Origin of the sequence: Alteromonas sp. BZK5 (assembly GCF_014349115.1) — a bacterium.
In the GTDB taxonomy this organism is placed as follows: Bacteria; Pseudomonadota; Gammaproteobacteria; order Enterobacterales; family Alteromonadaceae; genus Alteromonas; species Alteromonas macleodii.
In genome coordinates, this window is the sequence record NZ_JACSOE010000047.1 from 1 (window position 1) to 26,771 (window position 26,771).

18 protein-coding genes, 1 other RNA gene and 1 pseudogene are annotated in these 26,771 nt (G+C 44.3%); 12 read left to right on the forward strand and 8 right to left on the reverse strand.

Translation table 11 applies throughout. The annotated features are described in order from the left end of the window. Positions 1 to 520: 520 nt before the first annotated feature. Positions 521 to 1,027 carry a (2Fe-2S)-binding protein gene (locus BIZ39_RS13720; protein WP_014976393.1) on the forward strand — a complete coding sequence of 169 codons (507 nt, stop codon included), beginning with the start codon at positions 521 to 523 and terminating at the stop codon, positions 1,025 to 1,027. Then, positions 1,024 to 3,285: a molybdopterin cofactor-binding domain-containing protein gene (locus BIZ39_RS13725; protein ID WP_187447247.1), complete on the forward strand. Its 2,262-nt coding sequence runs from the start codon at positions 1,024 to 1,026 to the stop codon at positions 3,283 to 3,285. The genes BIZ39_RS13720 and BIZ39_RS13725 overlap by 4 nt, the downstream gene beginning before the upstream one ends. 720 nt (positions 3,286 to 4,005) lie before the next feature. Here the strand turns inward: BIZ39_RS13725 and BIZ39_RS13730 are convergent. Together BIZ39_RS13730 and ppsA are read right to left on the reverse strand one after the other, a co-directional pair. Next, a complete protein-coding gene (locus BIZ39_RS13730) occupies positions 4,006 to 4,155 on the reverse strand; it encodes a hypothetical protein (RefSeq protein WP_155279892.1) in 150 nt (49 codons plus the stop codon). Positions 4,156 to 4,481: 326 nt separating this feature from the next. Further along, the gene (gene ppsA / locus BIZ39_RS13735) at positions 4,482 to 6,854 is read right to left on the reverse strand and encodes a phosphoenolpyruvate synthase (protein WP_187447248.1); all 2,373 of its coding nucleotides are present in this window, start codon (positions 6,852 to 6,854) and stop codon (positions 4,482 to 4,484) included. Positions 6,855 to 7,126: 272 nt separating this feature from the next. Between ppsA and BIZ39_RS13740 the strand changes: the two genes are divergently transcribed. Then, a complete protein-coding gene (locus BIZ39_RS13740) occupies positions 7,127 to 7,939 on the forward strand; it encodes a pyruvate, water dikinase regulatory protein (protein ID WP_049586695.1) in 813 nt (270 codons plus the stop codon). A gap of 214 nt (positions 7,940 to 8,153) precedes the next feature. Here the strand turns inward: BIZ39_RS13740 and BIZ39_RS13745 are convergent, their stop codons facing one another. Continuing rightward, positions 8,154 to 8,927, reverse strand: coding sequence for a diguanylate cyclase (locus BIZ39_RS13745; protein WP_239220188.1), 774 nt, complete (start codon positions 8,925 to 8,927; stop codon positions 8,154 to 8,156). Between the two features lie 242 nt (positions 8,928 to 9,169). Here BIZ39_RS13745 and BIZ39_RS13750 point away from each other — a divergent pair, with 242 nt between their 5' ends. Beyond that, on the forward strand, positions 9,170 to 9,634 hold the full coding sequence (locus BIZ39_RS13750; RefSeq protein ID WP_049586693.1) for a hypothetical protein: 465 nt from the start codon (positions 9,170 to 9,172) through the stop codon (positions 9,632 to 9,634). Between the two features lie 80 nt (positions 9,635 to 9,714). Here the strand turns inward: BIZ39_RS13750 and BIZ39_RS13755 are convergent, their stop codons facing one another. Further along, the gene (locus BIZ39_RS13755) at positions 9,715 to 11,694 is read right to left on the reverse strand and encodes a tetratricopeptide repeat-containing sulfotransferase family protein (RefSeq protein ID WP_061485788.1); all 1,980 of its coding nucleotides are present in this window, start codon (positions 11,692 to 11,694) and stop codon (positions 9,715 to 9,717) included. A gap of 224 nt (positions 11,695 to 11,918) precedes the next feature. Continuing rightward, complete coding sequence (locus BIZ39_RS13760) at positions 11,919 to 14,630, reverse strand: TonB-dependent receptor (protein ID WP_187447249.1); 2,712 nt, start codon at positions 14,628 to 14,630, stop codon at positions 11,919 to 11,921. A 321-nt stretch (positions 14,631 to 14,951) separates the two neighbouring features. On the opposite strand from BIZ39_RS13760, the gene BIZ39_RS13765 reads away from it, so the two are divergent. Together BIZ39_RS13765 and BIZ39_RS13770 are read left to right on the forward strand one after the other, a co-directional pair. Then, the gene (locus BIZ39_RS13765; RefSeq protein WP_187447250.1) at positions 14,952 to 16,922 is read left to right on the forward strand and encodes a BCCT family transporter; all 1,971 of its coding nucleotides are present in this window, start codon (positions 14,952 to 14,954) and stop codon (positions 16,920 to 16,922) included. A 30-nt stretch (positions 16,923 to 16,952) separates the two neighbouring features. Next, a complete protein-coding gene (locus BIZ39_RS13770; protein WP_012518305.1) occupies positions 16,953 to 17,429 on the forward strand; it encodes a MarR family winged helix-turn-helix transcriptional regulator in 477 nt (158 codons plus the stop codon). A 92-nt stretch (positions 17,430 to 17,521) separates the two neighbouring features. On the opposite strand, the gene BIZ39_RS13775 is transcribed toward BIZ39_RS13770, so the two are convergent. Together BIZ39_RS13775 and BIZ39_RS13780 are read right to left on the reverse strand one after the other, a co-directional pair. Further along, positions 17,522 to 17,869: an RnfH family protein gene (locus tag BIZ39_RS13775; protein ID WP_014976384.1), complete on the reverse strand. Its 348-nt coding sequence runs from the start codon at positions 17,867 to 17,869 to the stop codon at positions 17,522 to 17,524. Further along, positions 17,866 to 18,297, reverse strand: a complete 432-nt coding sequence (locus BIZ39_RS13780) for a type II toxin-antitoxin system RatA family toxin (protein WP_014949308.1) — start codon at positions 18,295 to 18,297, stop codon at positions 17,866 to 17,868. The genes BIZ39_RS13775 and BIZ39_RS13780 overlap by 4 nt, the downstream gene beginning before the upstream one ends. Positions 18,298 to 18,442: 145 nt before the next feature. Here BIZ39_RS13780 and smpB point away from each other — a divergent pair, with 145 nt between their 5' ends. Beyond that, positions 18,443 to 18,922 (forward strand): SsrA-binding protein SmpB, encoded by a 480-nt coding sequence (smpB, locus tag BIZ39_RS13785; RefSeq protein WP_061485784.1) that lies wholly within the window; start codon positions 18,443 to 18,445, stop codon positions 18,920 to 18,922. A 44-nt stretch (positions 18,923 to 18,966) separates the two neighbouring features. Here the strand turns inward: smpB and BIZ39_RS13790 are convergent, their stop codons facing one another. Beyond that, complete coding sequence (locus BIZ39_RS13790; RefSeq protein WP_187447251.1) at positions 18,967 to 20,190, reverse strand: NADH:flavin oxidoreductase/NADH oxidase family protein; 1,224 nt, start codon at positions 20,188 to 20,190, stop codon at positions 18,967 to 18,969. A 393-nt stretch (positions 20,191 to 20,583) separates the two neighbouring features. Here BIZ39_RS13790 and ssrA point away from each other — a divergent pair. From ssrA to BIZ39_RS13815, 5 genes and pseudogenes are all read left to right on the forward strand, one after another. Beyond that, positions 20,584 to 20,942, forward strand: a transfer-messenger RNA (tmRNA) gene (gene ssrA / locus BIZ39_RS13795). A 167-nt stretch (positions 20,943 to 21,109) separates the two neighbouring features. Continuing rightward, positions 21,110 to 21,832, forward strand: a complete 723-nt coding sequence (locus BIZ39_RS13800) for an ABC transporter ATP-binding protein (protein WP_187447252.1) — start codon at positions 21,110 to 21,112, stop codon at positions 21,830 to 21,832. Continuing rightward, positions 21,829 to 23,269: pseudogene (locus BIZ39_RS13805) on the forward strand (ABC transporter permease). The gene BIZ39_RS13800 and the pseudogene BIZ39_RS13805 overlap by 4 nt, the downstream one beginning before the upstream one ends. Then, positions 23,266 to 24,576: a DUF3526 domain-containing protein gene (locus BIZ39_RS13810; RefSeq protein WP_061485772.1), complete on the forward strand. Its 1,311-nt coding sequence runs from the start codon at positions 23,266 to 23,268 to the stop codon at positions 24,574 to 24,576. Before BIZ39_RS13805 ends, BIZ39_RS13810 begins: the two are co-directional and overlap by 4 nt. Further along, positions 24,566 to 26,761: a TonB-dependent siderophore receptor gene (locus BIZ39_RS13815; RefSeq protein ID WP_187447253.1), complete on the forward strand. Its 2,196-nt coding sequence runs from the start codon at positions 24,566 to 24,568 to the stop codon at positions 26,759 to 26,761. Before BIZ39_RS13810 ends, BIZ39_RS13815 begins: the two co-directional genes overlap by 11 nt. Positions 26,762 to 26,771: the final 10 nt, after the last annotated feature.

A 26,771-nucleotide genomic window follows, 5' to 3' on the forward strand; every position in this document is an offset into this window, starting at 1 on the left:
CTTCCGGGCTCTATCTTGTTAGTGATAGGCGGTTTAGTGCTCTTAAGTTACGACTGGCCAAAAGCGCGAAGCTGGCTCAAATACAGCCAAAAAACAATGACGAGTGGTGCCCGTAGAATTGATCGTTTTCTTCTTATGCGAAAGCTGCGTTAATTGTTTTTGTTCTAACAGGTGTGCTTTTAGAAAGTTGAGCACGCCATAACGCATAGTGCGTTTCGCCCCCCTCTTCATCTCTCACCACTTTGTCGCAAAGTGTTAGCAATTAAACTTATGTAAATGCGTAATGATGCAATGCGTGTTAACGTAAACTAAAGTATAAATTGCGAAGCCTTTAACAATAATAATAGTGGCAATTATCTGAGCATGCTCAGCATCTTAGATAGTTCGTATCATCAGGCAATGTAACCGTATCGATATGATTTTGTGCAATGCGTTGACCCCGCATTGCGCTGCTTGGGTAGGCCAGATTTAAACAATCTGGTCCAAGTCATATCTTTCGCTTACCTATGGAGACAAGACCATGATCACGTTTACCGTTAATGGTAACAAACACGAATTTTCTGGTGACCCATCAACACCAGTGTTGTGGTACCTTCGTGACGAATTAAATCTTACAGGACCTAAGTTTGGCTGTGGTATGGCGCAATGTGGCGCTTGTACTGTTCACATTGATGGCATGGCACAACGCTCTTGCGTATTGCCTGTATCAGCCGTTCAAGGCAGAAAAATTACCACTATTGAAGGGCTAAGCGAAAATGGCGATCACCCTGTCCAAAAAGCGTGGGTAGAACACAAAGTACCACAATGTGGTTTCTGTCAATGTGGGCAAATCATGCAAGCTGCCAGTCTATTATCAACCAACCCAACGCCAAGTGACGAAGAAATTGTTCAGAATATGTCGGGCAACATCTGTCGTTGCGGCACGTACCCTCGCATTCACAAGGCCATTAAGTCTGCGTCGAAATCAATAAGCAGCAACGCTGGCGTTAGCTACTTTGACCCAACCCAAGCGGGAGAAGAAGCATGAGTGAGAATACCTATTTTGATATGAATCGCCGCAGTTTCTTAAAATCGACAGCAGCGGCGGGTGCACTGGTTCTTGGTACCTATTTTATGGGTGGTGCACCTCGCGCCATGGCTGGCGTATTAGCAAAGCCGGCGGAAAACGCAAAGCGCGCAAACTTGTTCATTGCACTTCGCCCTGACGGCATGGTTGAAGTAACGTGTCACCGCAGCGAAATGGGTCAACAGATCCGAACCGCCATTGCGCAAATTGTAGCTGACGAGATGGAAGCGGCGTGGGACAAAGTCATTGTTATTCAAGGCAAAGGCGACCCCAAATACGGTGACCAAAACACCGATGGCTCGCGTAGTATCCGCTTCAATATGCAGCGTCTTCGAGAAATGGGCGCAAGCGTGCGTTATATGATGCAACATGCAGCAGCTAAGCGTTGGGGTGTTGAGCCAAGTACCTGTGTTGCCGAGCAGCATGTGGTAACACACACTTCAGGTAAAACGCTTGCTTATAAAGACTTAATAGACGATGCATTAACCATTACGCCGCCAGAAGCAGATAAGCTTAAGCTTAAAGAAAGGAAAGAATGGCGTTACATCAATACCGGTATGGCGCATATCGACCTTCAAGACATCGTTACCGGTAAAGCAACCTTCGCCGCCGACGTGCGCGAGCCAAAAGCACTTGTTGCTATAATCGAACGCCCACCTGTAGTGGGCGGTAAGATGAAAAGCTTCAATGCAGATAAAGCAAAAGCGGTTAATGGCGTTGTTGATGTAATTGAAATTCCAGCGCCAAAAGGTGCGCCTCAGTTCCAACCAAAAGGTGGGCTAGCCATTATAGCTAACAACACATGGGCAGCATGGCAAGGCCGCAAAGCATTAGACGTCACCTGGGACGATGGCGCAAATGGCGACTATAACTCAGCGAACTTTAAAGAGCAGTTGCTAAACACAGTAAATGCACCTCAAGCGCTTGTTAGAGAAAAAGGCGATGCGTTGAGCGTTTTAGAAAAAGCCAGCGACAAACTGGTTGCTGACTATTACGTGCCGCATTTAGCACAAGCCCCAATGGAGCCACCATGTGCTACTGCCATGTACTATAAAGATCGCGTTGACGTATGGGCAGCAACACAAAATCCGCAGGCTGATATGGAAACCGTGGGCGCTATGGTTGGCATGGACAAAGAAAAAATCAATGTTCACGTTACCATGCTAGGTGGTGCTTTCGGGCGTAAGTCTAAGCCTGACTTTTCAGCGGAAGCAGCATTCCTATCAATGAAAACGGGCAAGCCAATTCGCGTTCAATGGACACGTGAAGATGATATTCAGCACGGTTTCTATCACGCGGTTTCCGCTCAACATGTTGAAGCTGCACTTGATGAAAACGGTAAAATTGACGCTTATCTTCACAGAACCGCGTTTTCACCTATTGCCTCTACGTTCCAAGAGGGCGCGAACGCACCCTTTAGCTTTGAGTTAGATTTGGGCTTTACGGATAACCCTATTCTTACGCCCAACATGAAGTTAGAGCGCGGTGAAGCGCCAGCCAAAGCCCGTATTGGATGGATGCGTTCAGTATCGAACATCTTCCACGCGTTTGCTGTACAGTCGTTTATTAATGAAGCAGCCCACAAAGCAGGCAAAGACGCTAAAGATTACCTATTGGAAGTAATTGGTCCTGATAGAATTATTGATGTGACGGATCAAAAAGCCGAATATCAAAACTATTGGGGTGATAAGTCGGTTTATCCTTTGGATACAGGCCGTCTTCGTAATGTAATTGAGAAAGTATCTGACATGGCAGGCTGGGGCCGCAACATGCCTAAAGCCCGCGGACTGGGTATTGCTGCGCACCGTAGCTTTTTAACTTACGTTGCTACTGTGGTTGAAGTTGAGGTGTCTGACGCTGGCGATCTTAGCGTGATTAAATCATGGGTAGCGATTGATGCAGGTACTGTAGTTAACACCGATACGGTTAAAAACCAAACCCAAGGCGGCTCGGTTTACGGTATCACAACAGCAATCAGTGACGGTATAACGTTTGATAAAGGGCGTGTACAGCAGAGTAACTTCCACAACTACCGTGTACCGCGCATGAGCGATTCACCACTAGAGGTAGAAGTTGAAGTAATTGAAAGCGATGCGCCGCCAGCAGGTGTAGGTGAACCTGCAACCCCCGTGTATGCGCCAGCGCTGTGCAATGCCATTTTTGCTGCATGCGGTAAGCGTATTCGCCAGCTACCTATTGGTAACCAGCTTAAAGCGTAAGCATTCTATAGATTCGGCTTAATCGCTGGTTTGATGACTAAATACTAACGCTATTTAAGACAGGCAATCATATCAAAAAGGGTTAACACACACTGTGTTAACCCTTTTTTTATGCATGTATTCGGTAGTGTCTCAATAGTGGCGGGGCAATTATCTTCGCGGATTAGTTCAATAGAAAAGACTATATAAGTTATAGATACTTAGGCAAAAACACGCTATCGAGATAACAACGCAAGCAACAAAAAGGTGAATAAAAACACCATAACTTGCATAGGCGAAAACTGCACATATCAGACCAATAGTGAATTCAACCAGCGCAGCTTCACAGAACGTTCTGATGTTACTGATTACAGGTTGTGCAAAAAACTTAAATTTATAAGCCATCTTAGTTTCCCTCCCCTGCCTCATCCATACTGCTAGCCTAACGCTATTTACAATAGCACACTAATCCAACCGGACATAATTTAACCAAGTAATATAAGAAGGTCTTGAGCTTTGTTGCACATCAAAAAGGCGAAAAAACCTAGTCATTAGCATATTCACCATTTCCAACTAACTAAGCCATTGCTTAAGAGCAGCAGACAACCATTAGAGACAAAAAAGGAGGCCAACATGACCTCCTTTTAGCCAAACTGTAAATTAACCTGTAACCTTTCAATTAAAAGGAAAATACTTTCATTGTTGGACGGTTAATTCCCGCCTTATTCTAATAGGTTATTCTTACTCGTAGTTGCGTTCCATCCACATTAACTGCATTTTAAGCTCGTTAATTTCTTTCTGCGCTTCCGCCAACTGCTCTACCACAGAGCGTGATTGCATAACGTTTTCTTCGGAAGTATTTACTGAAACTGCGCTGTCATTATGTGCCATGAGAATTCAACCAAGTTAATTATTAATCAAAGATTCAAAGTGAAAGTCACTTTGTAATATTACATTTTTAATTACAAAAAGTCATGTTATCAACACGCAAAAATACATAGTTTTGCTAAATAACCACAGTTTTTTTAAGGAATGAAACTTGAGCAAAAATTTGTTTCTAGATGAGTGGCCATCACTTTAAGTTGCCTAACAAAAAAAGAGACCTTATGGTCTCTTTTTCAATAATATCAAAGCGATAACGTCGTGAAATAACATGACGTTAGATGGAAAACTAGATAGCCTTTAAGCTTTCTAGCCTTCACATCCGAACTGCGTGATTAACCGTGCTTTTCAGCAAGGTAAAGCCAGGTTTCAACCACGGTATCAGGATTAAGTGATACCGAATCAATCCCTTCTTGTACCAGCCACGCGGCGAAGTCTTCGTGATCTGATGGACCTTGACCACAAATGCCTACGTATTTTTCACGCTTCTTCGCTGCCTGAATTGCCATTGACAACAATGCTTTGACCGCTTCATCACGTTCATCAAACAAGTGCGCGATAAGACCACTGTCGCGATCTAGACCTAGGGTTAACTGCGTTAAGTCGTTAGACCCAATAGAGAAACCGTCGAAAATGTCTAGGAACTTATCAGCAAGCAAAGCGTTTGATGGCAGTTCACACATCATGATAACGCGAAGGCCATTTTCACCTTTCTTAAGTCCCTGCTCTTCAAGAAGCTCGATAACTTGACGACCTTCTTCTAATGTACGAACAAACGGGATCATGATCTCAACATTGGTCAAGCCCATTTTGTTGCGAACGCGCTTTATGGCTTCACATTCAAGGGCAAAACAATCGCGGAAATCTTCAGAGATGTAGCGGCTTGCACCACGGAAACCCAACATTGGGTTTTCTTCGTCTGGCTCGTATTGATAACCGCCCACTAAGTTGAAGTATTCGTTCGATTTGAAATCTGACATACGAACAATAACTTTCTCTGGCGAGAATGCAGCGCCAATGGTTGAAATACCTTCCACCAATTTCTCGATGTAGTATTCCGTAGGCGACTCGTAGCCTGCAATCATATCGCTAATTTCTTCTTTCAACTCTTCAGGCTGGCTGTCGAAATTAAGTAGTGCTTTAGGGTGCACACCAATCATGCGGTTGATAATAAACTCAAGACGCGCAAGACCAACACCTGCGTTTGGCAAGCGAGCAAAATCAAATGCGCGATCGGGGTTACCCACGTTCATCATGACTTTCAGCGGTAGGTCAGGCATTGCGTCAATGCGTGAGGTCACTACGTCGAACTCTAGTTCGTCACCGTAGATAAAACCAGTGTCACCTTCAGCACAAGACACAGTAATTTTGTCGCCGTTCTCGATACTGTCAGTCGCGTTACCACAACCCACAACCGCTGGAATACCTAACTCACGCGCGATGATTGCCGCGTGACACGTACGGCCACCGCGGTTGGTAACAATAGCAGAAGCCTTCTTCATGATAGGTTCCCAGTCAGGGTCTGTCATGTCAGTTACCAGAACATCACCCGCCTGGATTTTGTCCATCTCTTCAATTGAATCAAGCACTTTCGCTACACCAGCACCGATTTTGTGACCAATTGCACGGCCTTCACAAACAATGTTGCTTTGACCTTTCAACTGGAATCGCTCGATGCTCTGTGAGTCTTCACGGCTGCGTACCGTTTCAGGGCGAGCCTGAACAATGTATAGTTTGCCGTCTGCGCCATCTTTTGCCCACTCGATGTCCATAGGACGCTTGTAGTGGTTTTCAATGATCTGCGCCTGTTTAGCAAGCTCCATTACTTCGTCATCAGTCAACGAGAAGGTTTTGCTGTCAGCTGCATCAATATCGACAATAGACACTTGCTTACCGTGTGCTTCATCATCTGAGTACACCATTTTAGTCAGCTTACTACCAAGGTTACGACGAACGATAGCAGGCAGGCCTTTATCAAGTGTTGGTTTGTGAACATAGAACTCATCAGGGTTAACCGCACCCTGCACCACCATTTCACCTAAACCAAATGAGCTGGTAATAAATACAACGTCTTCAAAGCCAGACTCTGTATCGATAGTAAACATAACGCCTGATGATGCGATATCACTACGCACCATGCGTTGTATGCCTGCAGATAGCGCCACGCCTTTGTGGTCGTATCCTTGGTGAACGCGATATGAAATAGCGCGGTCGTTAAATAGCGATGCGAACACGTGCTTAATTGCCACAAGCACGGCTTCATAGCCTTTAACGTTTAGGAAAGTCTCTTGTTGACCTGCGAAAGACGCATCAGGCATATCTTCAGCCGTGGCTGATGAACGCACTGCAAATGACGCTTCTTCACCTGCATCACCCTGTAATGTGACAAACGCAGTTTTGATTTCTTCTTCTAGCTTTCCTTGGAAAGGTGTGTCGATGATCCACTGGCGGATATTCTTACCCGCTTCGGTCAGTGCGTTTACGTCATCTACGTCTAACGAGTCTAAGACTTCGTGAATGCGCGCTTCTAGGCCACTTTGCTCTAGAAACTCATTAAATGCCTCGGCGGTGGTAGCAAAACCTCCCGGCACCTGCACACCGGCGTTCGCCAGGTTTGAAATCATCTCGCCTAATGATGCATTTTTGCCGCCTACGCGACCCACATCATGCATGCCCAGTTCTTGATACCAAAGTACGTATTCTTGCACAGCCCAAGCCTCCAGCTTTTTTATGTGTAGGGTATGAGGTTAATTTCAGGTTTGTGCTTTTTGTCACCTGAAACTCATCAAATTGTAGTCGATATGTGGTGAAAACCACTGTTAACGCTGTCCATTACGTTTGACAGCAAACCTATTGATATTTGCCATCATTCACAAGAACCGTGTAGCTTTTCGACGAAATCATCTTAGAATGGGGAAATTCAGAATGTAAACCCTTTATTACTTTTGTAATAAAATTACACCAATGTTAAGGATATGTTGTGCGCACAGCTTTTTATATTTCAGATGGTACAGCCATCACTGCAGAGGTCTTCGGCCACGCCCTGCTTTCCCTGTTTCCCGTTTCTTTCAATCACAACACCATTCCATTCGTTGAAACTGAGGAACAAGCTCACAAAGTTTTACAGCAAATTTCTGAAAGTTTTCAAGACACCGGAGAAAGGCCGCTCGTTTTTTATACAATTGTGAATGTAGATATTCGCAAAATAATCTCGAAATCTGTGGGCATTAACTATAATTTTCTCGATCAATTCGTAGCGCCACTGGAAAAAGTATTGGGTGTTCCTTCAAAACCAGAAAAACATCGTACACACAGTATCCACGAAACCACCTACGATATTAGAATTGAGGCCGTAAACTACGCACTGGCTAATGACGATGGCTCTAATCTAAAAGATTACGATGAAGCAGACATCATTCTTACTGGTGTTTCACGCTCGGGTAAAACGCCAACAAGTCTTTACTTAGCCCTTCAATACGGAATAAAAGCAGCGAACTACCCTTTTACAGAAGAAGACATGGGCGACATGCTTAAGCTTCCCCCTGCCCTACGCAGGTTCAAACATAAGCTTTTTGGGCTAACGATTGCAGCGGATAGACTCCATCAAATACGTTCAGAGCGCCGTGCAAACAGCAAATATGCATCGCTGCCACAATGTCGAATGGAACTGCGTGAAGTAGAAAACTTGTATAGAAAGGAAAAAATCCCGTTTTTAAATAGCACTAAGTACTCGATTGAAGAGATCTCAGCAAAAATATTGGCAGAGACGGGGCTCAAACGTCGTAAGTACTAAGCGGGCTTTTAAGTATTCAGTAACTTTGTACGAAGCTGCCATATTTACCCGCTGTATTTTATACAACACTTTTTATGTCGCGGTGGTGCCTTTAACTATGTAAAGCGACAAGGCACCACATTACCTAGATTCTGGTCAAGTTTAGGCTAACTAGGCGATAGTAGCTCTAGTATTTGCGGTCTCGCTTGCCCTTTTATTATTTACTATTGAAGCGTCACTTCTTGTTGCTTTCTACCAATTCTTCAAGCGCTACACCTGGGTCTTCTTCACCTGCAACAGATGATGCATAAGGGCTCGCAGCTTCTGCATCCTGATGTGAAACGTCCGCTTTACTATTGGATTGTTTTTCTTCATCTGAAGACAACGTCGTTTTTTCTTGTGAACTTTTTTCTTTTGCTTTCATACCTCTAATCAACTCCTCTACATAAGGTAAAAATTCTAGCACGGTAGCAACGGCGATAACTGATAGTAAATACCATGTTGGAAGGGGCTCTTGCTTAAACCGCAGACCAAAATCAGCAGGACTTTCGCCCAGTCCGAATAACGCTATAAAATGAGACCAATGTCTGGCAATTACCAAAATTAATGCGAGCAGCGGTATCATTTCCAAAAAGCTGTGCACATGCTGCTCAATAGGCCCCACTCTTCTTTTCGATACCGCATAGCTAACGTCCCACAGTGCTGTTAATTCATGTAAGAAGAAAAACAGAATACCTGCAGCAATAATTAAACTATTCACCTCAAAGAGGAGAACCATAAAAAGAGGAATTCCTACCTCTATAAACATCAATAGATGAATTAAGGACTCCTTCGGCCCCGCGGTAGCAGCAATATTACTGCTGCGGTGGCAAAACCAGTCGACTATCCCTGCTGTGAACCACAGCGGTATGATGAAATACATCAATATTAGCTGTGTAACGTCATTCATGACTAAACCTTCTACATTAAGTCTAAGCATTACAGATGTAATAGCTTGTAAACTCGACATCAGATAACGTTGTAACGTTGAAAACAGAAGATTAGATTAAGAATGATTAACATTTTTTAATGTCTAATAGGTAACAGGTTTTCTTATTGGAAAAATTGAAGTTATGCAATCGACAGGTCTTAGCGCTTGCTGATAGAAAATGACTATCACGGATAAACAGTTACAATTCATTAATTTATCGATATTGTAAACAAATCATAATGATACAATATAACATTGCACATTATCTTGGGAGAAATAACATGTTCACAGAAGAAATGGTTCATACCGCACTACAAACTTGGTGCGACAATGTAGTAGCGGTAGGTAAAGTGCACGCTGAAGGTGGCGATGTAAAAGCATTCGCTTCACAAGTGCTGTCAGATAACTACGACTACGATAATGGAAAAGTACTCTTTAAACCTACGCTTACTTTTGGCTCTCAAACATTTCGCCCAACAAAAAAAGGCGCTTTATCTTATTTCGTAGGCGGTAATAGCGACTATCCAAACGACAATGGCTTTAAATTAAAGCCATGGGTGAAGGTTTGGTATAGCAAAGAAGACTTTATCTTAAACGGTGAGCTTGCCATTGTTCAGTGTAACGTACACTTTATCGGCGAAGACGACAGCCATATTTTTGTAAACAAGAGCTTTGTTTTCAAACAATGTGAAGACGGAAAAATTCGCATTATCCTTCATCAATCTTCGCTTCCGTATCAGCCTTAAAAGGTAGTTGATACGTTTTAACTAATTAAAAAAGAGTCATGACTTAAAGACAGCCATGACTCTTCATTTTTGACTATCCATTAATTATCTGGCTTTGAGGTGTCTCTGCCTAGTGCTTGTTTAAGCTCAGCTAAATAGTTTTCGAAAGGCTTCCACTGCCCCATCCCTGTTTTGTATATAGGTTGGCGAACCTGTTCAGAGCTTGGCGTCTTTATCACCCGTTTGGTTTGGTGAAACGCTAAGCATGCTTCTTCAAAATCTAACCCACAAAAATCTAGAATGCGTTTAACTTGCCCTTCCAAATCATCCAGAACATCTTCGTGCTGTACAGTAAGAATTTCCCCAGGCAACACACTATGCCAATGATCCATAAGCTGTTCATAAGCATTATAGTAACGGCCAATATCGTCAAGCGAATAGCTGAACTCTTGCCCCTCACCGAATAACTGTTTAAAGCCACTAAAACAGCAGTCCATTGGGTTTCTGCGTGCATCAATAATTTTGGCGTTAGGCAGTATCTTTTTAATTAAGCCTATGTGAATGAAGTTATTGGGCATTTTATCAATGAAAAATGCCGCGCCTTGTCGGTAAGCTTTAGTCTGCTCAATATAACGGGCACCAAGCTTTTCGAGGGTTGCACTATCTAGTTCGCTCACGTTAAACGGATAAGGTGTTTTTTGATGACTTAATGATGAAGCAATACCTAATATATCGTGTAGCTCCATGGTGCCGTCTACCTGCGAATGTGACGCGAGGATTTGCTCTAATAATGTCGAACCAGCGCGAGGCAAGCCCACAATAAAAATAGGATCGGGAGCTTGGCAGCCCTGTTTTGAACTGAAAGAACCCGCCGTGAAAGCCTGCTGCTGAGCGTCTAAGGCCTTCTCTGTTCTACTAATATCAAATTGAAGCGTACTGTGTTTAAGTTTATTGCCTTGGTCATAGTAGGCAAACGCTTTATCTGCCTGGCCTTTGTCTTCAAACCCTTTACCTAACGCAAAACAAATGTGAATTTTATCGTCTAACTTTATCGAGCTAGCTTCAACTTGCTTGCACATTTGCGACAGCATGTTGTCGCTGAATTTGTAGGTTTTTGTATTCGCTAAACTCCAATAAGCGTCGCCGTAATCATTCGCGTATTCAACCGCTTTTTCATAGGCGTTAACGGCATCCGTAGTATCGCCTTTTGCTTTTAACGCATGGCCCAATGCAACCCACACTTTAGGTCTATCAGCATTTTGTGACAACACTTCTTTGTATAGGCTTATTGCTTCATCTAACTGACCGACGCCAACAAGTGCATGGGCCAAGCTGGTTTTAATAGCAAAGCTTTCTGGGTTCAGCGCTAATCGCGCCTTCGCTACCTTCACCGCATCTGGGAATTTGCCTAGTTTAGATAAAACATTTTGATAGGCTAATGCGGCACGCTCATTGTCAGGATAAAGCTCAACGCAGCTTTCTAAAAGAAATTCAGCATCGCTATATACCTTAAGCTGCATGCCTATTTCAGCAAGTAACATCATTGCTTCTGGATGATGTTTTTGCTTAGTTAAAAACTGTCGGCATACTTGCTCTGCTGCTGAAAACTGCTTTTCATACATTAAATCGTAAGCACCGAGTACCGGTGCAGGAAGTGACTGCAAATGTTCGATTTGCTGGGTCGCCATTGATACTGCAGGTACGTCGTCATGGCTTTTATAAATGGTAAGGAGCTTTTTCCAACTGCTAATTAGCGCGGGGTTAAAATGCGTAGCTTTAAAAAATGCGTTAGCCGCTGCTTGATGGTTGCCGGTGGCTTCATGGCAATAAGCTAACTCTTGATATCCTCTACCATAATCTGGCTTAAGACCAAGTAGCGCATCAATATGTTTAAACGCTTCGTTATATTGTTTAGACAGCCTTTGAATAACCGCTGTTAAATAGTGTGTTTCCGCCTTCTGTTGATCGCTCAACGATGCAGAAAAAAGCGTTTGCATGCTTTCCATTGCAATTGAGAACTGTCCACGCTGCAGTGCCTGCTTTACAGCGCGTACTTGTTGTTGAAATTCTTCTGGTGTCATAGCCTACTTTATTATTCTATTTGCGAAATATAGCGCGCTTTTATGAGCCTAATTAAATACATAAATACGAGCGTTTCAGCACAGCTGCTATTTTAGTATACGCGTTAGTTACTAAATACAGATACTACCGAAATTTTTAGCTTTAGTAATGAGAACGGCAGACTTATGTCTGCCGTTTGATAACGCTATTGCGTGGTTAACGTTACATCAACCACTGATAACTATTAATAATAGTCGTAAGAGAAGCGAAGACCTATAGTACGAGGGCGATTAGTCACAACCTTAGGCGTATACTGCTGTGTATCAATGTTCAAGATTGCTGATTTGTCGAAAACGTTGTCAACGAATGCTTCAACTTTCCAGTTTTGATACGTCATCCCCACAGATACATTACCAATCACGTAACTTTCCTGAATGTAGCGACCACCACGAATTGTTTCGCCATCTGCACCTGGATACGTTGCGCCTTTAAACTCGTCACCCTCATCTTTAATTTTCAGACCCGAGCCCGTGCCATAAATCAATCGAGTTGCATCTTCCATGGCATAGGCGTTCATCACCATGCCAGCAAGACGGTCGCCGGTGTAGGTAAGTGATGCATTAACATACCCTTCTTTACCGCCATCTAACTCAAAGAAATAACGTGCGCTAATGTTGCCTGAGAAATCAGCAGAGTACGGAAGCTCACTGCCTACGCCAGCCGCGATATCTTCTAGTTCAGGGTTAATACTAACCAGCTCAGTATCCAGTACGCTAAATGCTGCGTTAATAACTAGGTTATCTGTCGCTAACCAAGTAATGTCTGCATCAATCCCTTTAACTTCTGCATCACCAACATTATCGGTAAAGACTAAGAAACTAATATTTGCTGGGTCGAAAAGCGACGTTTGCAAGTCACTGATTTCTGAATAGTAACCAGTAGCATTAACACGCAAGATACCGTCTAAGAAATCACCTTTCAGGCCAATTTCGTAGTTATCCAGCGTATCTGTTGTTGAGTAAACCGGAACACGGAAATCCGCAAAGGCCCCAGTGTCATTTGCCGCTGCGTCACCACCTAGTCTGTTAGTTACTGGTGGACGGAAGCCTTCTGAATAGTTCGCGAAAAGCAATACGTTTTCATTTACTTTCCAGTCAAGGCCAAATTTGAAGATGGTATCGTCAACAGTGAGTACACCGTCACCGTCTAGTAATCCAATTTCCAATGAACCATCTTGGATAGCATCTACAACACCTTGGCCGTCAAGACCCAAACCATCATAAACGGCGGGATCTAGCACGCCTTGACCATAGGCTTCTAATCGGCCTGTTACGTCGCGTGTTGATGTAGCGCCGCGATAAATATCGTCAATTTGATACCAGCGCGCACCAATGGTAGCAGTAAGCGTATCAGTAATTTCATAGCCTAGCTGACCAAATACTGCGATCTGCTCGATAGTATGCGTAACATCGTTTACAAAGCTAATTTCAGGAGAGAAAGGGCCACCATCGCTGTTAATTCCACGGTCACCCGCCAGCGCATTCCATGAACCCGCAAGGTTCTCAAAGATTTCAGGGCTTGCGATTTTAAACTGGCCTACCGAGCCTACTTCCTGTTCGTCATAAAACACACCCGCCGTTAGCTGCCATGGTGTATCCATCGTTGTGCTGAAACGTAGTTCGTGGGTTAAGCGAGTGCTAGTGGTGTCTTCTTTGTAGTATTTACTTGGATCGAGGCAGCGCGCGTCATCTGGATTATCTGGCGTTTCATAGTGCGTACACACATAGTACGCGGAAAATAAGCCGCCGTTGGTGTAGCCTGTGTAATCGGTAAGCGTGTCTATTTCACGGTCAAGGTAACCACCGGTATACACCACATCTAGTTTTTCCAAACGACCATTTAGGGTCCATGTGGTTAAGCCAAATTCGTCGGAGTTTTCATCGCTTTGAAAGCGAATTGCCGAGCTTTCGCCTTCCACTGTGGGGTCGTAGGCAAACACACCTTCTGTATCAAGTGTTTGTTGAGTGTGTTGAACCAGTACATCCCAATCTTCGTTGATAATGTAAGACAACCCGAATCGCGCCCCTGAGTAAACCGCGTCATTAAAGTTATCTTCAACATGTTCGCTGTTTCTTGGCGACACAACGGCTGCTTCACTGCGGGTAAAACCATTGATTTCACGACGTGCATCCATCGCAGCCGGATCGATGCCCTGTTTCTGCAATGCATTTCCAGAAATACGATCAATAACTACTGCACTTCCAATGTAACCACCATTTCCTGGCTCATTTTCAATGTTGTCTATCCAACCGCCCTGACTTTCATTGTAGGCAGCCACACGCAGCGCAAGGTTGTCAGTTGGAGTAACGTTGAAATATGCCTCCACCGTGTTACTCATATCTCCGCCTTTTGTGGTGGAAATACTGGTGTCGAAGCCTGCAGCAAAACCAGAATGATCTGGCTTGTTTGTGATTAGACGAACTGTACCTGCCTGAGAACTCGCACCAAATAACGTACCTTGCGGCCCAGGTAGAACCTCTACACGCTCAACGTCGGTAGCAAAAATATCTAAGTTTCGGCCAGCCATAGAAACAGGCATTTCATCAAGATAGAAAGCCACTGAGGGCTGAAGTGCTTGAACAGATGACAGGGTAATGCTTGATTGCGTGGTCGCCGCACCACGAATGTATATTTCATTCTGACCTGGACCTGTACCTTGGAATACCACATTCGGTAAAAACTCTACGTAGTCTTGGAAGTTATCAATACCGAGGTTTTCTAATGCTTTTCCATCCAATGCAGAGACTGCGACAGGGACATCTTGGATTGATTCACTTCTTTTCGTGGCGGTAACTTCTATGGTTTCAAGTTTAGCGGGCGCTTTAGTTTCTTGCGCGGCCAGAGAGGTGGATGCCAGTGCAGCGATGATTGCACAGCTAAGCTGAGTTTTTCGCATTTGTGTGTGTTTCCTTCAATTGTTTTTTTATTCTTCGGACAGTGTTTACTTAAAAACACATATCAGAAAGATCATATATTACGATACACAATCTATTATTTATTTCTACTCTAACGATTAATAATTAACCAAAAACACCTAAAACCTAGTAGAAAGTCTAATTTTTATCGTAAAAACAATTAAAAAAAAAGACAGCACTTTGACCCACCTACCAAATACATACAAATCTAATAATTTCATTTGATGTTTATAAAAAATGCACCATGCGGTATATTTCTGCGTATATACCGAAATTTATAAAAGGTGAAAGGAATTTACTGCGTGATTGAGAACGAAAATAAATCTCCACTCAACAAGCCGGTGTTTATTACATCGTCAGCTTTAATCCTATGTTTACTTATCTTCGCTGCTAGCGCTCCTGAAACAGCAGACGCGCTTTTCCAAAAGCTTCAGAGCGCAATTGTGACCAACGGTAGTTGGTTTTATGTATTTACTGTCGCAGTAATTGTGGTGTTTGTTGTTTTCCTCGGCATGTCACGCTACGGCGAAATTAAGTTAGGTCCAGATCACGCAAGCCCCGAATTTAGCTTTGGGACTTGGCTTAGTATGTTGTTTGCAGCAGGAATGGGAATTGGGCTTATGTTCTTTGGCGTTGCCGAGCCCTTAATGCACTTTTTAGCGCCCCCTACTGCACAGGCTGAAAGCATTGACGCCGTTCGCGAAGCAATGAAAACCACATTTTTCCATTGGGGTGTTCATGCTTGGGCAATTTATGCAGTGGTGGCGCTGATTTTGGGCTATTTTGCGTACCGTCAAAACTTACCTCTTACACTGCGTTCTGCTTTATATCCGTTAATTGGTGACCGGATTTATGGCTGGCCTGGGCACGTGGTTGATATATTCGCGGTTACGTCAACGGTGTTTGGTGTATCGACGTCGCTAGGCTTGGGTGCTTCGCAAGTAAATGCGGGTTTTAACTATTTATTTGGTCTACCGTCAAATACTGGTGTGCAAATAGCTATAATGGCAGGCGTTGTTGGTTTAGCCGTAATTTCTGTAACTACTGGCCTGGAAAAAGGCATACGCCGTCTGTCAGAAACCAATATGGTTTTAGCCTTACTGCTGCTTTTAATTGTTCTTTTTTTAGGCCCAACCGTATTTTTACTACAAGCGTTCATGCAGAACACTGGGGCTTATCTGTCTGATTTGGTGCGCAACACATTTAACCTGTTCGCCTATGAGAAAACAGACTGGATTGGCGGCTGGACGATCTTCTACTGGGGTTGGTGGTTAGCATGGGCACCGTTTGTTGGCCTGTTTATCGCGCGTATCTCTTACGGTAGAACCATTCGTGAATTTGTAATGGGCGTACTGCTTATACCATCAGCATTTACACTATTTTGGATGACCGTATTCGGCAACGCCGCTATTGATCAGGTGTTAGTACAAGGTAAAGACGTACTTGCACAAATGGTAAATGAAGATAGCGCAGTGGCACTGTTTGTATTTTTAGAACAGTTCCCTTTCGCTTCAGTACTAAGCCTAATAGCAGTATTGATGGTCATTGTGTTCTTTGTAACCTCATGTGATTCGGGTGCCATGGTTGTCGATATGTTGTGTTCACACGGTGAAAACAATACGCCGTTGTGGCAACGAGTATACTGGGCTGTTGGCGTTGGTGTGGTGAGTTCAGTGCTGCTTTACGCTGGTGGTCTTGGCGCGCTGCAAACTATGACGATTGCTGCCGCACTGCCATTTGCTATTGTGCTGCTTATCGCCATAGCGGGACTATTGAAAGCCCTTCGTATTGAAGCGTACAAACGTGAAAGTTTACAAGTACTAACGGGTACACCGCAGCATAATGACTCTGATAAAAACTGGAAAGAGCGCCTTGAAAATATTGTGACCTTTCCAGATGAAACTGCCGTTCGTCGTTACATCAACAAAGTGGTGAAGCCTGCGCTAATAGAAGTAAGCGAGGAGTTCAAAGCGCAGCAATTTGAAATAAAAATTGAAGATACCGACGAAGCACTCATATTAACCGTTGATATGGGCAATGACCCTGAGTTCATTTATGCTGTGCACCCTGTATCGACAGAACAGCCTGAATTTGGCCCAAGTGACGCACCAGCACTGGACGAAAACAAAAAGGCCACGTACTATCGCGCCGAAGTGCACCTTAGTGAAGGTGGTCAGAACTATGATATTATGGGCTGGTCGAAGATTTCGGTCATTAATGACGTCATCGATCACTATCATAAGCACCAACATTTTATTCATTTGCTTAAGTAACCGCTGGGTTACGCATTTGTTGGAAGTAACATGCGAAAAGAAGAAGAACTATTAGTGGCACTACGGCGCGTAATACGCGCTGTAGACCTACGCAGCAAGCAGCTAAGTAAACACGTGGGTTTAACAGGCCCACAATTATTGGTGATGCAAAATATTGAAGAGCGCCCAGGTATAATGGTGCGCGAAATTGCAGAGAATATTAACTTAAGCCCTGCAACCATCACGAATATTCTAGATAGACTAGAATCACGAGACTTAGCTACGCGCATAAGAAGTACGCAAGATAAACGAAAAGTGGGCGTATTCTTAACCGAACGCGGTAAAGAGGCAGTGGTTGACGCCCCTCGTCCGCTTCAAGAACACTTTGTCGAGCGTTTTTCACAGCTTAAAGAGTGGGAGCAAAGCCAAATGGTCGCTACCGTTCAGCGAATTGCTAGCATGATGGATGCTGAAGATATTGATGCCTCTCCTTTCCTGGAGTTAGGCAGTATTTCAGAAAAAAGCTAATAGCCTTTGTCTTCTTTAAAAAAAATGGCCTTCACTTGAAGGCCATTTTTGTATCTATCTTTGGCGCTGGCGTAGAAGCGTTCAGCTGACTGCTATGACTTCGCCTTGAGTGGATTTACCTTTCCACCCGTGATTTTGTCAGCGCGCCCTTCCTCTTTCGCTTTCTCAGCACGGCGCTTGCGAATTTCTTTAGGGTCAGCAATAAGCGGGCGGTAAATTTCAATACGATCGCCATCGGTAAGCGTGTCGCGAAGCTTAACCACGCGGCTCCAAATACCCACTTTCGTTGCTTTCAAATCAATCTCGGGAAACTGCTCAAGCACGTTAGACGCGTTTATCCCTTCTTCTACCGTCGCATTTTCATGAATAGCAACATCAATGATAGTTTGCTTGGTGGGTAACGCGTAGGCAACCTCAATATTGATGAGCTTCTTACTCATGCGTACACGCTCCGCGCTCGGTCTGTAAACGCTGCAACCATACTACTGGCTAAACTGTTAAACACTTTACCAAAAGCCATTTCAGCTAGCTTATTGCTGAATTCAAACTCTAGGTTTAATTCAATTTTACAGGCTTCTTCTGATAACGCTGAAAATGTCCAGCCACCGGTAAGCGAGCGGAACGGGCCGTCGACCAGTTGCATTTGAATACTTTTACCTGGCTCTAACACATTGTGCGTTGTAAACCATTGCTTGATACCTGCTTTTGCCACTAACAATGACGCTTTCATGCTTTGCGCTGACGTGTCGAGGATTTTGCTATCGGTACAGCCTGGCAAAAACTCTGGGTAGGAAGCTACATCGTTGACTAAGTTAAACATGGCTTCTGCGCTATGGGCTACCAGCGCGCTTCTATGAATACTTGGCATTGATTCCACTACAATTAAAACTCTTGGCCGCATTGTATCACAGAAAATTTGGTTCGCTTGTATTCGGTTTTGAACCAAATGCCCCAATATAAGATTACAATGACAACTAAAGACATTCCTTTGAACAATCAGTATAATAGCCAGCATGAAAAAGAATAAAGCCAACAAAAACACCACAGGAAATATCGCGCAGAATAAAAAAGCGCGTCACGACTATTTCCTAGAAGACAAGTTCGAAGCCGGACTTGAGCTTCAAGGGTGGGAAATTAAAAGTATTCGTGCCGGTAAAGTGAACATTACCGATGCGTACATTATTATCCAGAATGCCGAAGCGTATTTGGTAGGGTGTAGAATTAGTCCGCTGAATCAAGCCTCTACCCACGTTATCGCAGCTCCAGAGCGTGCTCGCAAATTGTTGCTGAACAAACGAGAAATTGACCGCTTAATGGGTGCGCGAGACCGCCAAGGTTATTCAATCGTTGCCACGTCTATGTATTGGAAAAAGTGTTGGGTGAAACTAGAAATTCACCTAGCAAAAGGTAAGCACGCCCATGACAAGCGTGACTCCATTAAAGACAAAGATTGGCAACGTCAAAAAGAAAGAATGATGAAACACAGCGTTTAACGCTGTGTTTTTATTTGGGCTACCGAAAAAGAGGTGTGATAGGTTTAACCTACGTCTCGTTTCGTCATTTTCTTGCGATGTAGCATATCAAGAATCAGACTCCACAGCGGTGACGGGTTTCTTAAGGTGGTTAGGTTATTCCCAAGGCGTCTAAGTTGTCTTCGCACCATGGCCATATTCGCAAGGCTTGCAAGCGATTTATCTTTCCATGAGCAGTGTGGAATTATGCCCGAATACGCCCATTCTTGTTGCCACTTTTTGGCTAAGTCTGGGGTAATAGCAAGGGCGCTGGCTAATCCAACGAGGGCACAGCCCTGTTCAATCACTTCCTCTGCTACCTCGGCCCTTTTTATACCGCCAGTTGTCATAAGCGGAATATCAGTTTTACTCACCAGAGCCTGCGCAAATTCCAAGAAGTACGCTTCTCTGGCCAGCGTGGTGTCGTCACGAGTTTGCCCTTGCATGGCAGGCGCTTCATAGCTGCCGCCAGACAACTCTACAACATCAACACCCAAGGCTTCCAAGCGATTTATCACCTCACAGGCATCATCAAAAGAAAAGCCATTTTTCTGAAAGTCTGCAGAATTGAGCTTTACCATTACAATGAAGTCTTTAGCGCAAACCGCTCGAACCTGACTGACTATATTTATCAGCAAGCGTGCGCGATTAATAATAGAACCGCCCCACTCGTCTTGGCGCTGATTAGTAAGCGGAGACAAAAACTGCGTAAGCAAATAACCGTGAGCCGCGTGAATTTCAACGCCATCAAACCCAGCCTTTTCAGCTTGCTTAGCAGTTTGCACGAAACGTTTGCACACATCGTGAATGTCTTGGCAGGTCATTTCTCGTGGTTGAGCAAACAGCTTAGAGTGTTTGCCCATATCAAGCGGTACAGCAGAAGGCGCAATAGCTTTGCCTTTCATCGCTTTAAATACCTGTCGACCAGGGTGATTAATCTGCATTATGGCTAAAGCACCATTAGACTTAATGATTTTTGCCCACTTTTGAAATGGCGCAATGTCGGTATCTTTTTCTAGTGCAACGCCACCTGGCCCTGTCATGGCGCCTTTATCGACCATAACGTTGCCTGTGATCACCATGCCTAAATTGCCGTGGGCCCAATATCGATAGAGTGAGTACAAAGACTCTCCGGGAATATTTCCCATACTCGACATATTTTCTTCCATAGCAGCTTTAACAAGACGGTTTCGCGCCGTTACGCCACATGGCAAGGTATACGGAGAATACAATATGGAATCTGAAGACATTTACACTACAAGCCTTTTAATTATGCTCACGTACTTTAATGGTTCTTGCTACTAATTGCATCATTACATCAGCACTATTTCCTTAAAAATTCGCTAAAGTAATCAAATAAAAAGCGCTATTTTAGTTTATAAATTGCGTTTCTTGTACAGCCCTTGTGCGCTCGGCACTTGAATTATACTCAAGCATCCACATATCTATGTTAGTTCAATAATACTTAATGTTTGTGAGTAGCTATTTAAGCAAAGCTTCAACTGAAGGCCACACAGGTAAGCTTTTGAAAAACTAGATGTTATTTTTGGTTGATTTATAGCCAAACCCTTAGAATTTATAGTAATTTTCAAAAGAATGTATTTCACCATGTAACAATTGTGCTATTATTGGATATCACACTCGGGGCTGATTAGGATTCGACAGGATCTAGGAAGCCGGAGGTGCATGCAGAGGAGCGGTTTGCCTCTTAAAAAGCCGCATTTAAATAGTCGCAAACGACGAAACATACGCACTAGCCGCTTAATAACCGGCATAGGCCCTTCCACCCTAGTCTTTTCCTGCTAGCGGGGATTCGGAAGGTCATCCAAGTAGGATAGCGAGGGAACTTTGTCTAAGGGTGAACCGCGAAACAGTATTAGGCCAGCTGCAAGGAAATCCTGTTTGTCGGAGTTCCAAGCAGTTAAATAAATGACAAACTAAGCATGTAGTACCAAAGGTAGACATTTTCTGGACGCGGGTTCAAATCCCGCCAGCTCCACCAATTCCAAAGGCTTGCCACTCGGCAAGCCTTTTTCGTTTCAGCTTCCGAAATTTGTAAATTGTTTCTAATTAAAACAAAACACACACTACCTAAATAAAAGCTATTCCCATCTAGATAGTTATATTATAACATTGCAGCACGATTCTAATGTATAGCTTCTCCAAACAATGCAAACAAATTCAGTGATATGCGCGGATGCGCTTACCGTGTGTGTTGACGATCGCACGCTTTTAGACAATCTCAATTTTAATGTAGGAAAAGGCGAAGTATTTGCACTTTTAGGTGGAAATGGCGCAGGTAAATCCACCACACTTAAAACCTTTTTAGGGCTTATGAAGGCAAGTAGCGGTAGCGCTACTGTAATAGGGCGTAATGCCTCTACCCAGCCAAACCAAGTTCAAAAGTCTGTTGCCTACTTACCCGAATCTGTCACCTTATATGGCCATCTTTCTGGCGTAGAAAACATTCGTTATTTCTTGTCAGTGGCTGGAGTCGATAAGTCTGACGACGATATGTTCGCCGCACTTCGCAAGGTCGCACTTCAAGAAGATTCGTGGAATAAGGCGCTATCTAATTATTCAAAAGGCATGCGTCAGAAGACCGCAATTGCCTTGGCGCTACTGCGCAATGCGCCTGTACTGTTCTTAGACGAACCTACATCTGGGCTAGATCCAGCAGCCATCGACGAATTTAATGCGCTAGTGTCAGAGCTGGCAGCGGGTGGCGCTACTATTTTCATGGTTACCCACGACGTTTATGGTGCCTGCCAAGTTGCCCATCGAATTGTGCTTTTAAGTAATGGCAAATTAACCGGTTCCTTCGAGCGCGCTGGCGATACGCCAATAGATACTGAAGCCGTTCACGCAGCATTTGCAGGGCGTAATGTATGATACTGAATGTTGCTAAAATCATTTGTGCAGAACAGTGGCGCTATTGGATGCGAACAAAAGTAGCAGCGACCGTTTTATTGCTAGGCGCTATGCTTACCATAGCTGCACTGGTAGTTAACGCCTTTCACGTCGATGAGGCTGCCCACACCAGAGACCACCTTCAAACAGAAGCTGAACAACGCTTTGAGGCACAGCCCGATAAGCACCCTCATCGCATGGTGCATTATGGTCATTATGTATTTCGAGCCCCCACTCCACTGAGCGTAATTGAACCGGGTGTCGATACTTACACGGGGAACGCTATATTTTTAGAAGGGCACCGCCAAAATAGTGCGATGTTCGCCGAGCAGCGCCAATCCGCAGGACTTACTCGCTTTAGTAGTTTAACACCCAGCTTTTTAGCTTTGGCTTGCACCTTTATTTATTATTCTAATTGGCTACGGCAGCGTGTCTCGTGAACGCGAAGCCGGCACGCTAACCTTACTGCTTTCTCAAGGCACCACCCGTTGGCAATTGCTCTTGGGGAAGCTTCTGGCGCTTATGACTGCTAGCAGCCTATTTTTACTCCCGCTACTGCTTGCCTGTCTTTATGTCGCGTTTTCAAACGAAAGTGCACTTGTTGTAATACTCTTTTGCCTTAGTTATGTGGTTTACTTTTTACTGTGGGCCACGGTAGTCACTGCGTGCTCGGCCATATTTGAGAAAAGCAGCGTTAGCTTCACGGTACTTGTTGTCATTTGGATGAGCGCTTGCGTGTTGCTTCCTCGTTTAGGGAGCAGCGTTGCCACAAACATTGCCCCTTCAATAGGAAAACTTGAAGCCGATTTCAAAGTGGAAGAAAAGCTTAGAAGTTTAGGCGACGGTCACGACGTTAACGACCCTGCATTCAAAAAGCTAAAAGAAGATTTACTAGCCAAATATAATGTAGATTCAGTTGATGACTTACCCGTGAATTTCAGGGGCATTGTTGCCCAGTACTCAGAAGGTCGACAAGCCAAAGTACTCAATGAGTTTGCTGAAACCCGCATGACTGAAGAGTTAGACCAAGCCCAAATAGCACGTCAGTTTGGCTGGCTTTCGCCTACAGTTGCGGTGCGCTCTATTTCTACGATCCTTGCGGGAACTAGCCTCGAGACACACCACCGCTTTTTAAGGGAAGCGGAAACGCTAAGACTTGAGTTTGTTCAGGCTTTGAACAAGGTTCACGCTGAAAAACTCGATTACAAGTTAGATATGAACCGCAACGCCAGTGAAGAAGCAGCAGACAAAGCTGTGGTTGGCGCAGATAACTGGGCGATCTTAGCAGAGTTTGATTTTAAACCAGAAGCAGGAAGCACACGCATTAGTAACGCGTTGATTTATTTTATTCAGCTGTTGCTTTGGATGGGACTTACCGCACTACTTCTTCAAGCTGCAGTTAGGAGATTAAATCCATGATGCGTTATAGCGATATTAAACGAGAAGCGGGTTTCGTATTTGGCCATCGTCAGATAAAACTAACGCTTTTGGTCGTGTTTCTTTTAAGCTCGATGTCGTTGTGGTCTGGCTATTCGGAAATGCAAGAACAGCAAGCCACTATTGAGCGCTTGTTAGATAAAGATGAAACAGAGCGCAACGCTGTCCTTACTCACCAATCTAATTATGGCATGGTAGCCTATTACGCCTTTCATTTGACATATGCCCCGCCCTCGCCGTTGGCGTTTGCTGCTGTAGGAGAGCGCGATGTGTTTCCGTGGAAGCACCGTATTAGAATGCTAGCGCTAGAAGGTCAGATTTATGAAAGCGATACAGACAATCCGGAGCTTGCTTTCCTAGGGCGTTTTGACTTTGCTTTCGTTACCAGTGTGCTGTTGCCTCTGTTTATCATTTTGCTCCTTTACGACTTAAAAGCGAAGGAACGCGAAGCCCGCCGTTTTGACTTACTTAATGTAACCGCACGCAATTCGCATGCTATTTGGTCATCACGCGTATTGGTAACCCTGGTGCCCTTGGCACTAGTTACACTTATTCCGTTTATTGCCTTTAGTGTAGTGAATGGCGCGTCTGTGTTTCAAACAGTAACGGTTTGTACCATCGTCATTGGCAGCATAATTGTTTGGAGCGCTATTGTGCTTGCTATAGGTGCTGCTAAGCGTTTTGCCAATTTCAGCGCCACGCACCTAGCTTCAATCATGTTAGGCGTATGGCTTGTCACAACGGTTATTGTGCCAGTTACCGGGCACACCATAATTAATGCGTCGGTCGATACACCTGAGGGCGGCGACATTGTGCTCACGCAGCGAGAAGCCGTTAACAGTGCATGGGACAAACCTGTTGAACAAACATGGGAAGCGTTTATTGAAACTCACCCACAGTGGGCGGATAAAACCGACTTTGATCCACAACGAGACAGTTCATTTAATTGGAAGTGGTATTACGCGTTTCAACAAGTTGGCGACCAATCGGCAAAGGAACTTTCAGAGGCTTATCAAGCCGCCACCTTACGCAAAGATAAAATTGCAAGCTATGTTGCTCTGCTATCCCCGTCTTTGTTAACGCAACGCTTATTAACGAGTGCGGCTGATACCGATGTTAAAGCCATGGTTAACTACGAAAATAATGTTCGCGAGTTTCATGCGTCGTTGCGCAAATTCTACTATCATCACTTGTTTGAAGCCCCGGAGTTTTCATCGGCCAGTTTTAAACAGCTACCTCAATTTTCACCAACAATAAGAAAGACACAGGAAAACACTAATGAAGACTAGTTGGGTAAAATCTACCCTCGCCCTTTCTATCGCAACGCTTTTGAATGCGCCTGCAAATGCGCAAAATACTGATATTCAATCGGAAGCTGATGTAGAGAGAATTACGGTGCATGGTATGCACCGTGCGTATCAAGGGGCATTTGAATATAAAGAAGTGCCGGCGGCAGCGCAGGATATCGACCTTGGTCTCATCAATGATGCAGGCGCTATAAACCTTAACGACGCTTTAGACTTGTCCGCTTCGGTAGCCAGACAAAATAACTTTGGTGGCCTTTGGAACAGCTTTGCTATTCGTGGTTTTTCAGGTGACGAAAACTTACCTAGCGGTTTTTTGGTAAACGGTTTTAACGCAGGACGCGGATTTGGCGGACCTCGTGATCTCTCTGGCATTGATCATGTTGAAGTATTAAAAGGCCCTAAAGCTGCGCTGTTTGGTCGCGGTGAACCAGGTGGAGCGGTAAACCTTGTTACAAAGCGCCCCCAGTTTCGTCAAGGTGGTGAAATTAAAGCAACTTACGGAAGCTGGTCGCAGAAGCGCATTGAGGCTGATGTACAATCGGTTGCAGGCAGTACTGAAAATGTAGGTGTACGCTTAGTAGGCTTTTATGAAGATGCTGAAAGTTTCCGCGATACAGTAGAAACTGAGCGTTTTGGCTTTTATCCATCGGTTACGTGGGAAGCATCAGCAGACACCACGGTTACGTACGAACTCGAATACACCGAGCAAAAAATTCCTTTCGACCGTGGCGTAGTGGCCATCGATGGTAAGTTGGGCCATCAGCCAATTGAAACCTTTACTGGCGATCCTAATGGCGACACCATCGATACGGAAGTGGTTGGTCATCAAATTGAGATTTCTCATAAACTTGCTGACGAATGGAACCTGCTTTTGGGTGCTGGCTTGCGCGATACCACTTTCGAGGGTAATGCATTAGAAAACAACTTTGGTGGCCGCCAAACGTTGTTTATCGATCCTAATCAAGCTTTGTTGTCTCGTTTTAAGCGCTACCGTAATTTCCAAACCGATTACTTCGTTTTACGCGGCGAAATAGCGGGACAATTCGATACTGGGTCGCTTTCACATCGCGTGATTATTGGTGCTGACTACGATAAGTTTGAAAATGACCAGATTATTCTGCGCTATCGCCCGCCATTCTTTTCAAGCGATACTGACATTAACGACTTGGACTTAGAACAGTACTTAGTGGTCGATATTTTTAATCCGGATTACTCACCACTTCCAGATGTGGAATTGTCTGATAACTTGGACCGTTTTGAAGTTCAGGAAGCGTGGGGTATCTATTTCCAAGACCAAATCAACATCACTGATAATTTCCAAGTTAGGCTGGGTGGTCGCTTCGATAAGTTCGAGCAGGAAATTGATAATCGCCTGGCGTCACCTGTAAGTACCACATCACAAGACGACACACGCTTTTCTCCACAAGTGGGTGCTGTTTATCTGTTTGATGACACCACAAGTGTGTACGCAACTTACGGTGAAGGTTTCCGTCAGCTGACGGGGTCGGATTTCGCCGGAAATCCGTTTGAACCTAACGAATCTAAATCTGCGGAAATTGGCGTTAAAGCCGATCTTACATCGATGTTTAATAATATACGGGGTGATATCACCTTCGCCGTGTTTAATATCGAGCAAAGTAACATCCTTGTTTATGATGATAGCCCTGAGGCGTCTGACGGCTTCTTCTTAACCCCCGCTGGCGAAGCGCGTAGCCGTGGTGTTGAGTTAGACATTAACGCTGAATTTGAAAATGATATTTCGCTTTGGGTGTCGTACACCTTCGTAGATGCTGAAAGTACAAACGATGCGGCGGATGCTAACTTTGTTGCAGCCATTGAATCTGGCGATCCTTTAATTAACGTTCCAGAAAACCAATTGAGCATTCAGTTGAGCAAGGGACTTATATTTGCTGATATGCCAGTACGTATCGGTTCAGGACTGTTGTATGTTGATGAGCGTTTAGGTCAAACCGCTACCGACTTCTACTTACCAAGCTACACCACGGTTCGTGCGTTTGCTGAAATAGAGCCTGTAGAAAACTTGTCAGTTAAAGTTGCAGTAGATAACCTGTTTGATGAAGAGTTTTATACTAACTCTTTCGCAGATGTGTGGGTTGAACCTGGCGCGCCTCAACGTTTTAGGCTTACCGCCGCCTATCGCTTTTAAGGTCTAGAAT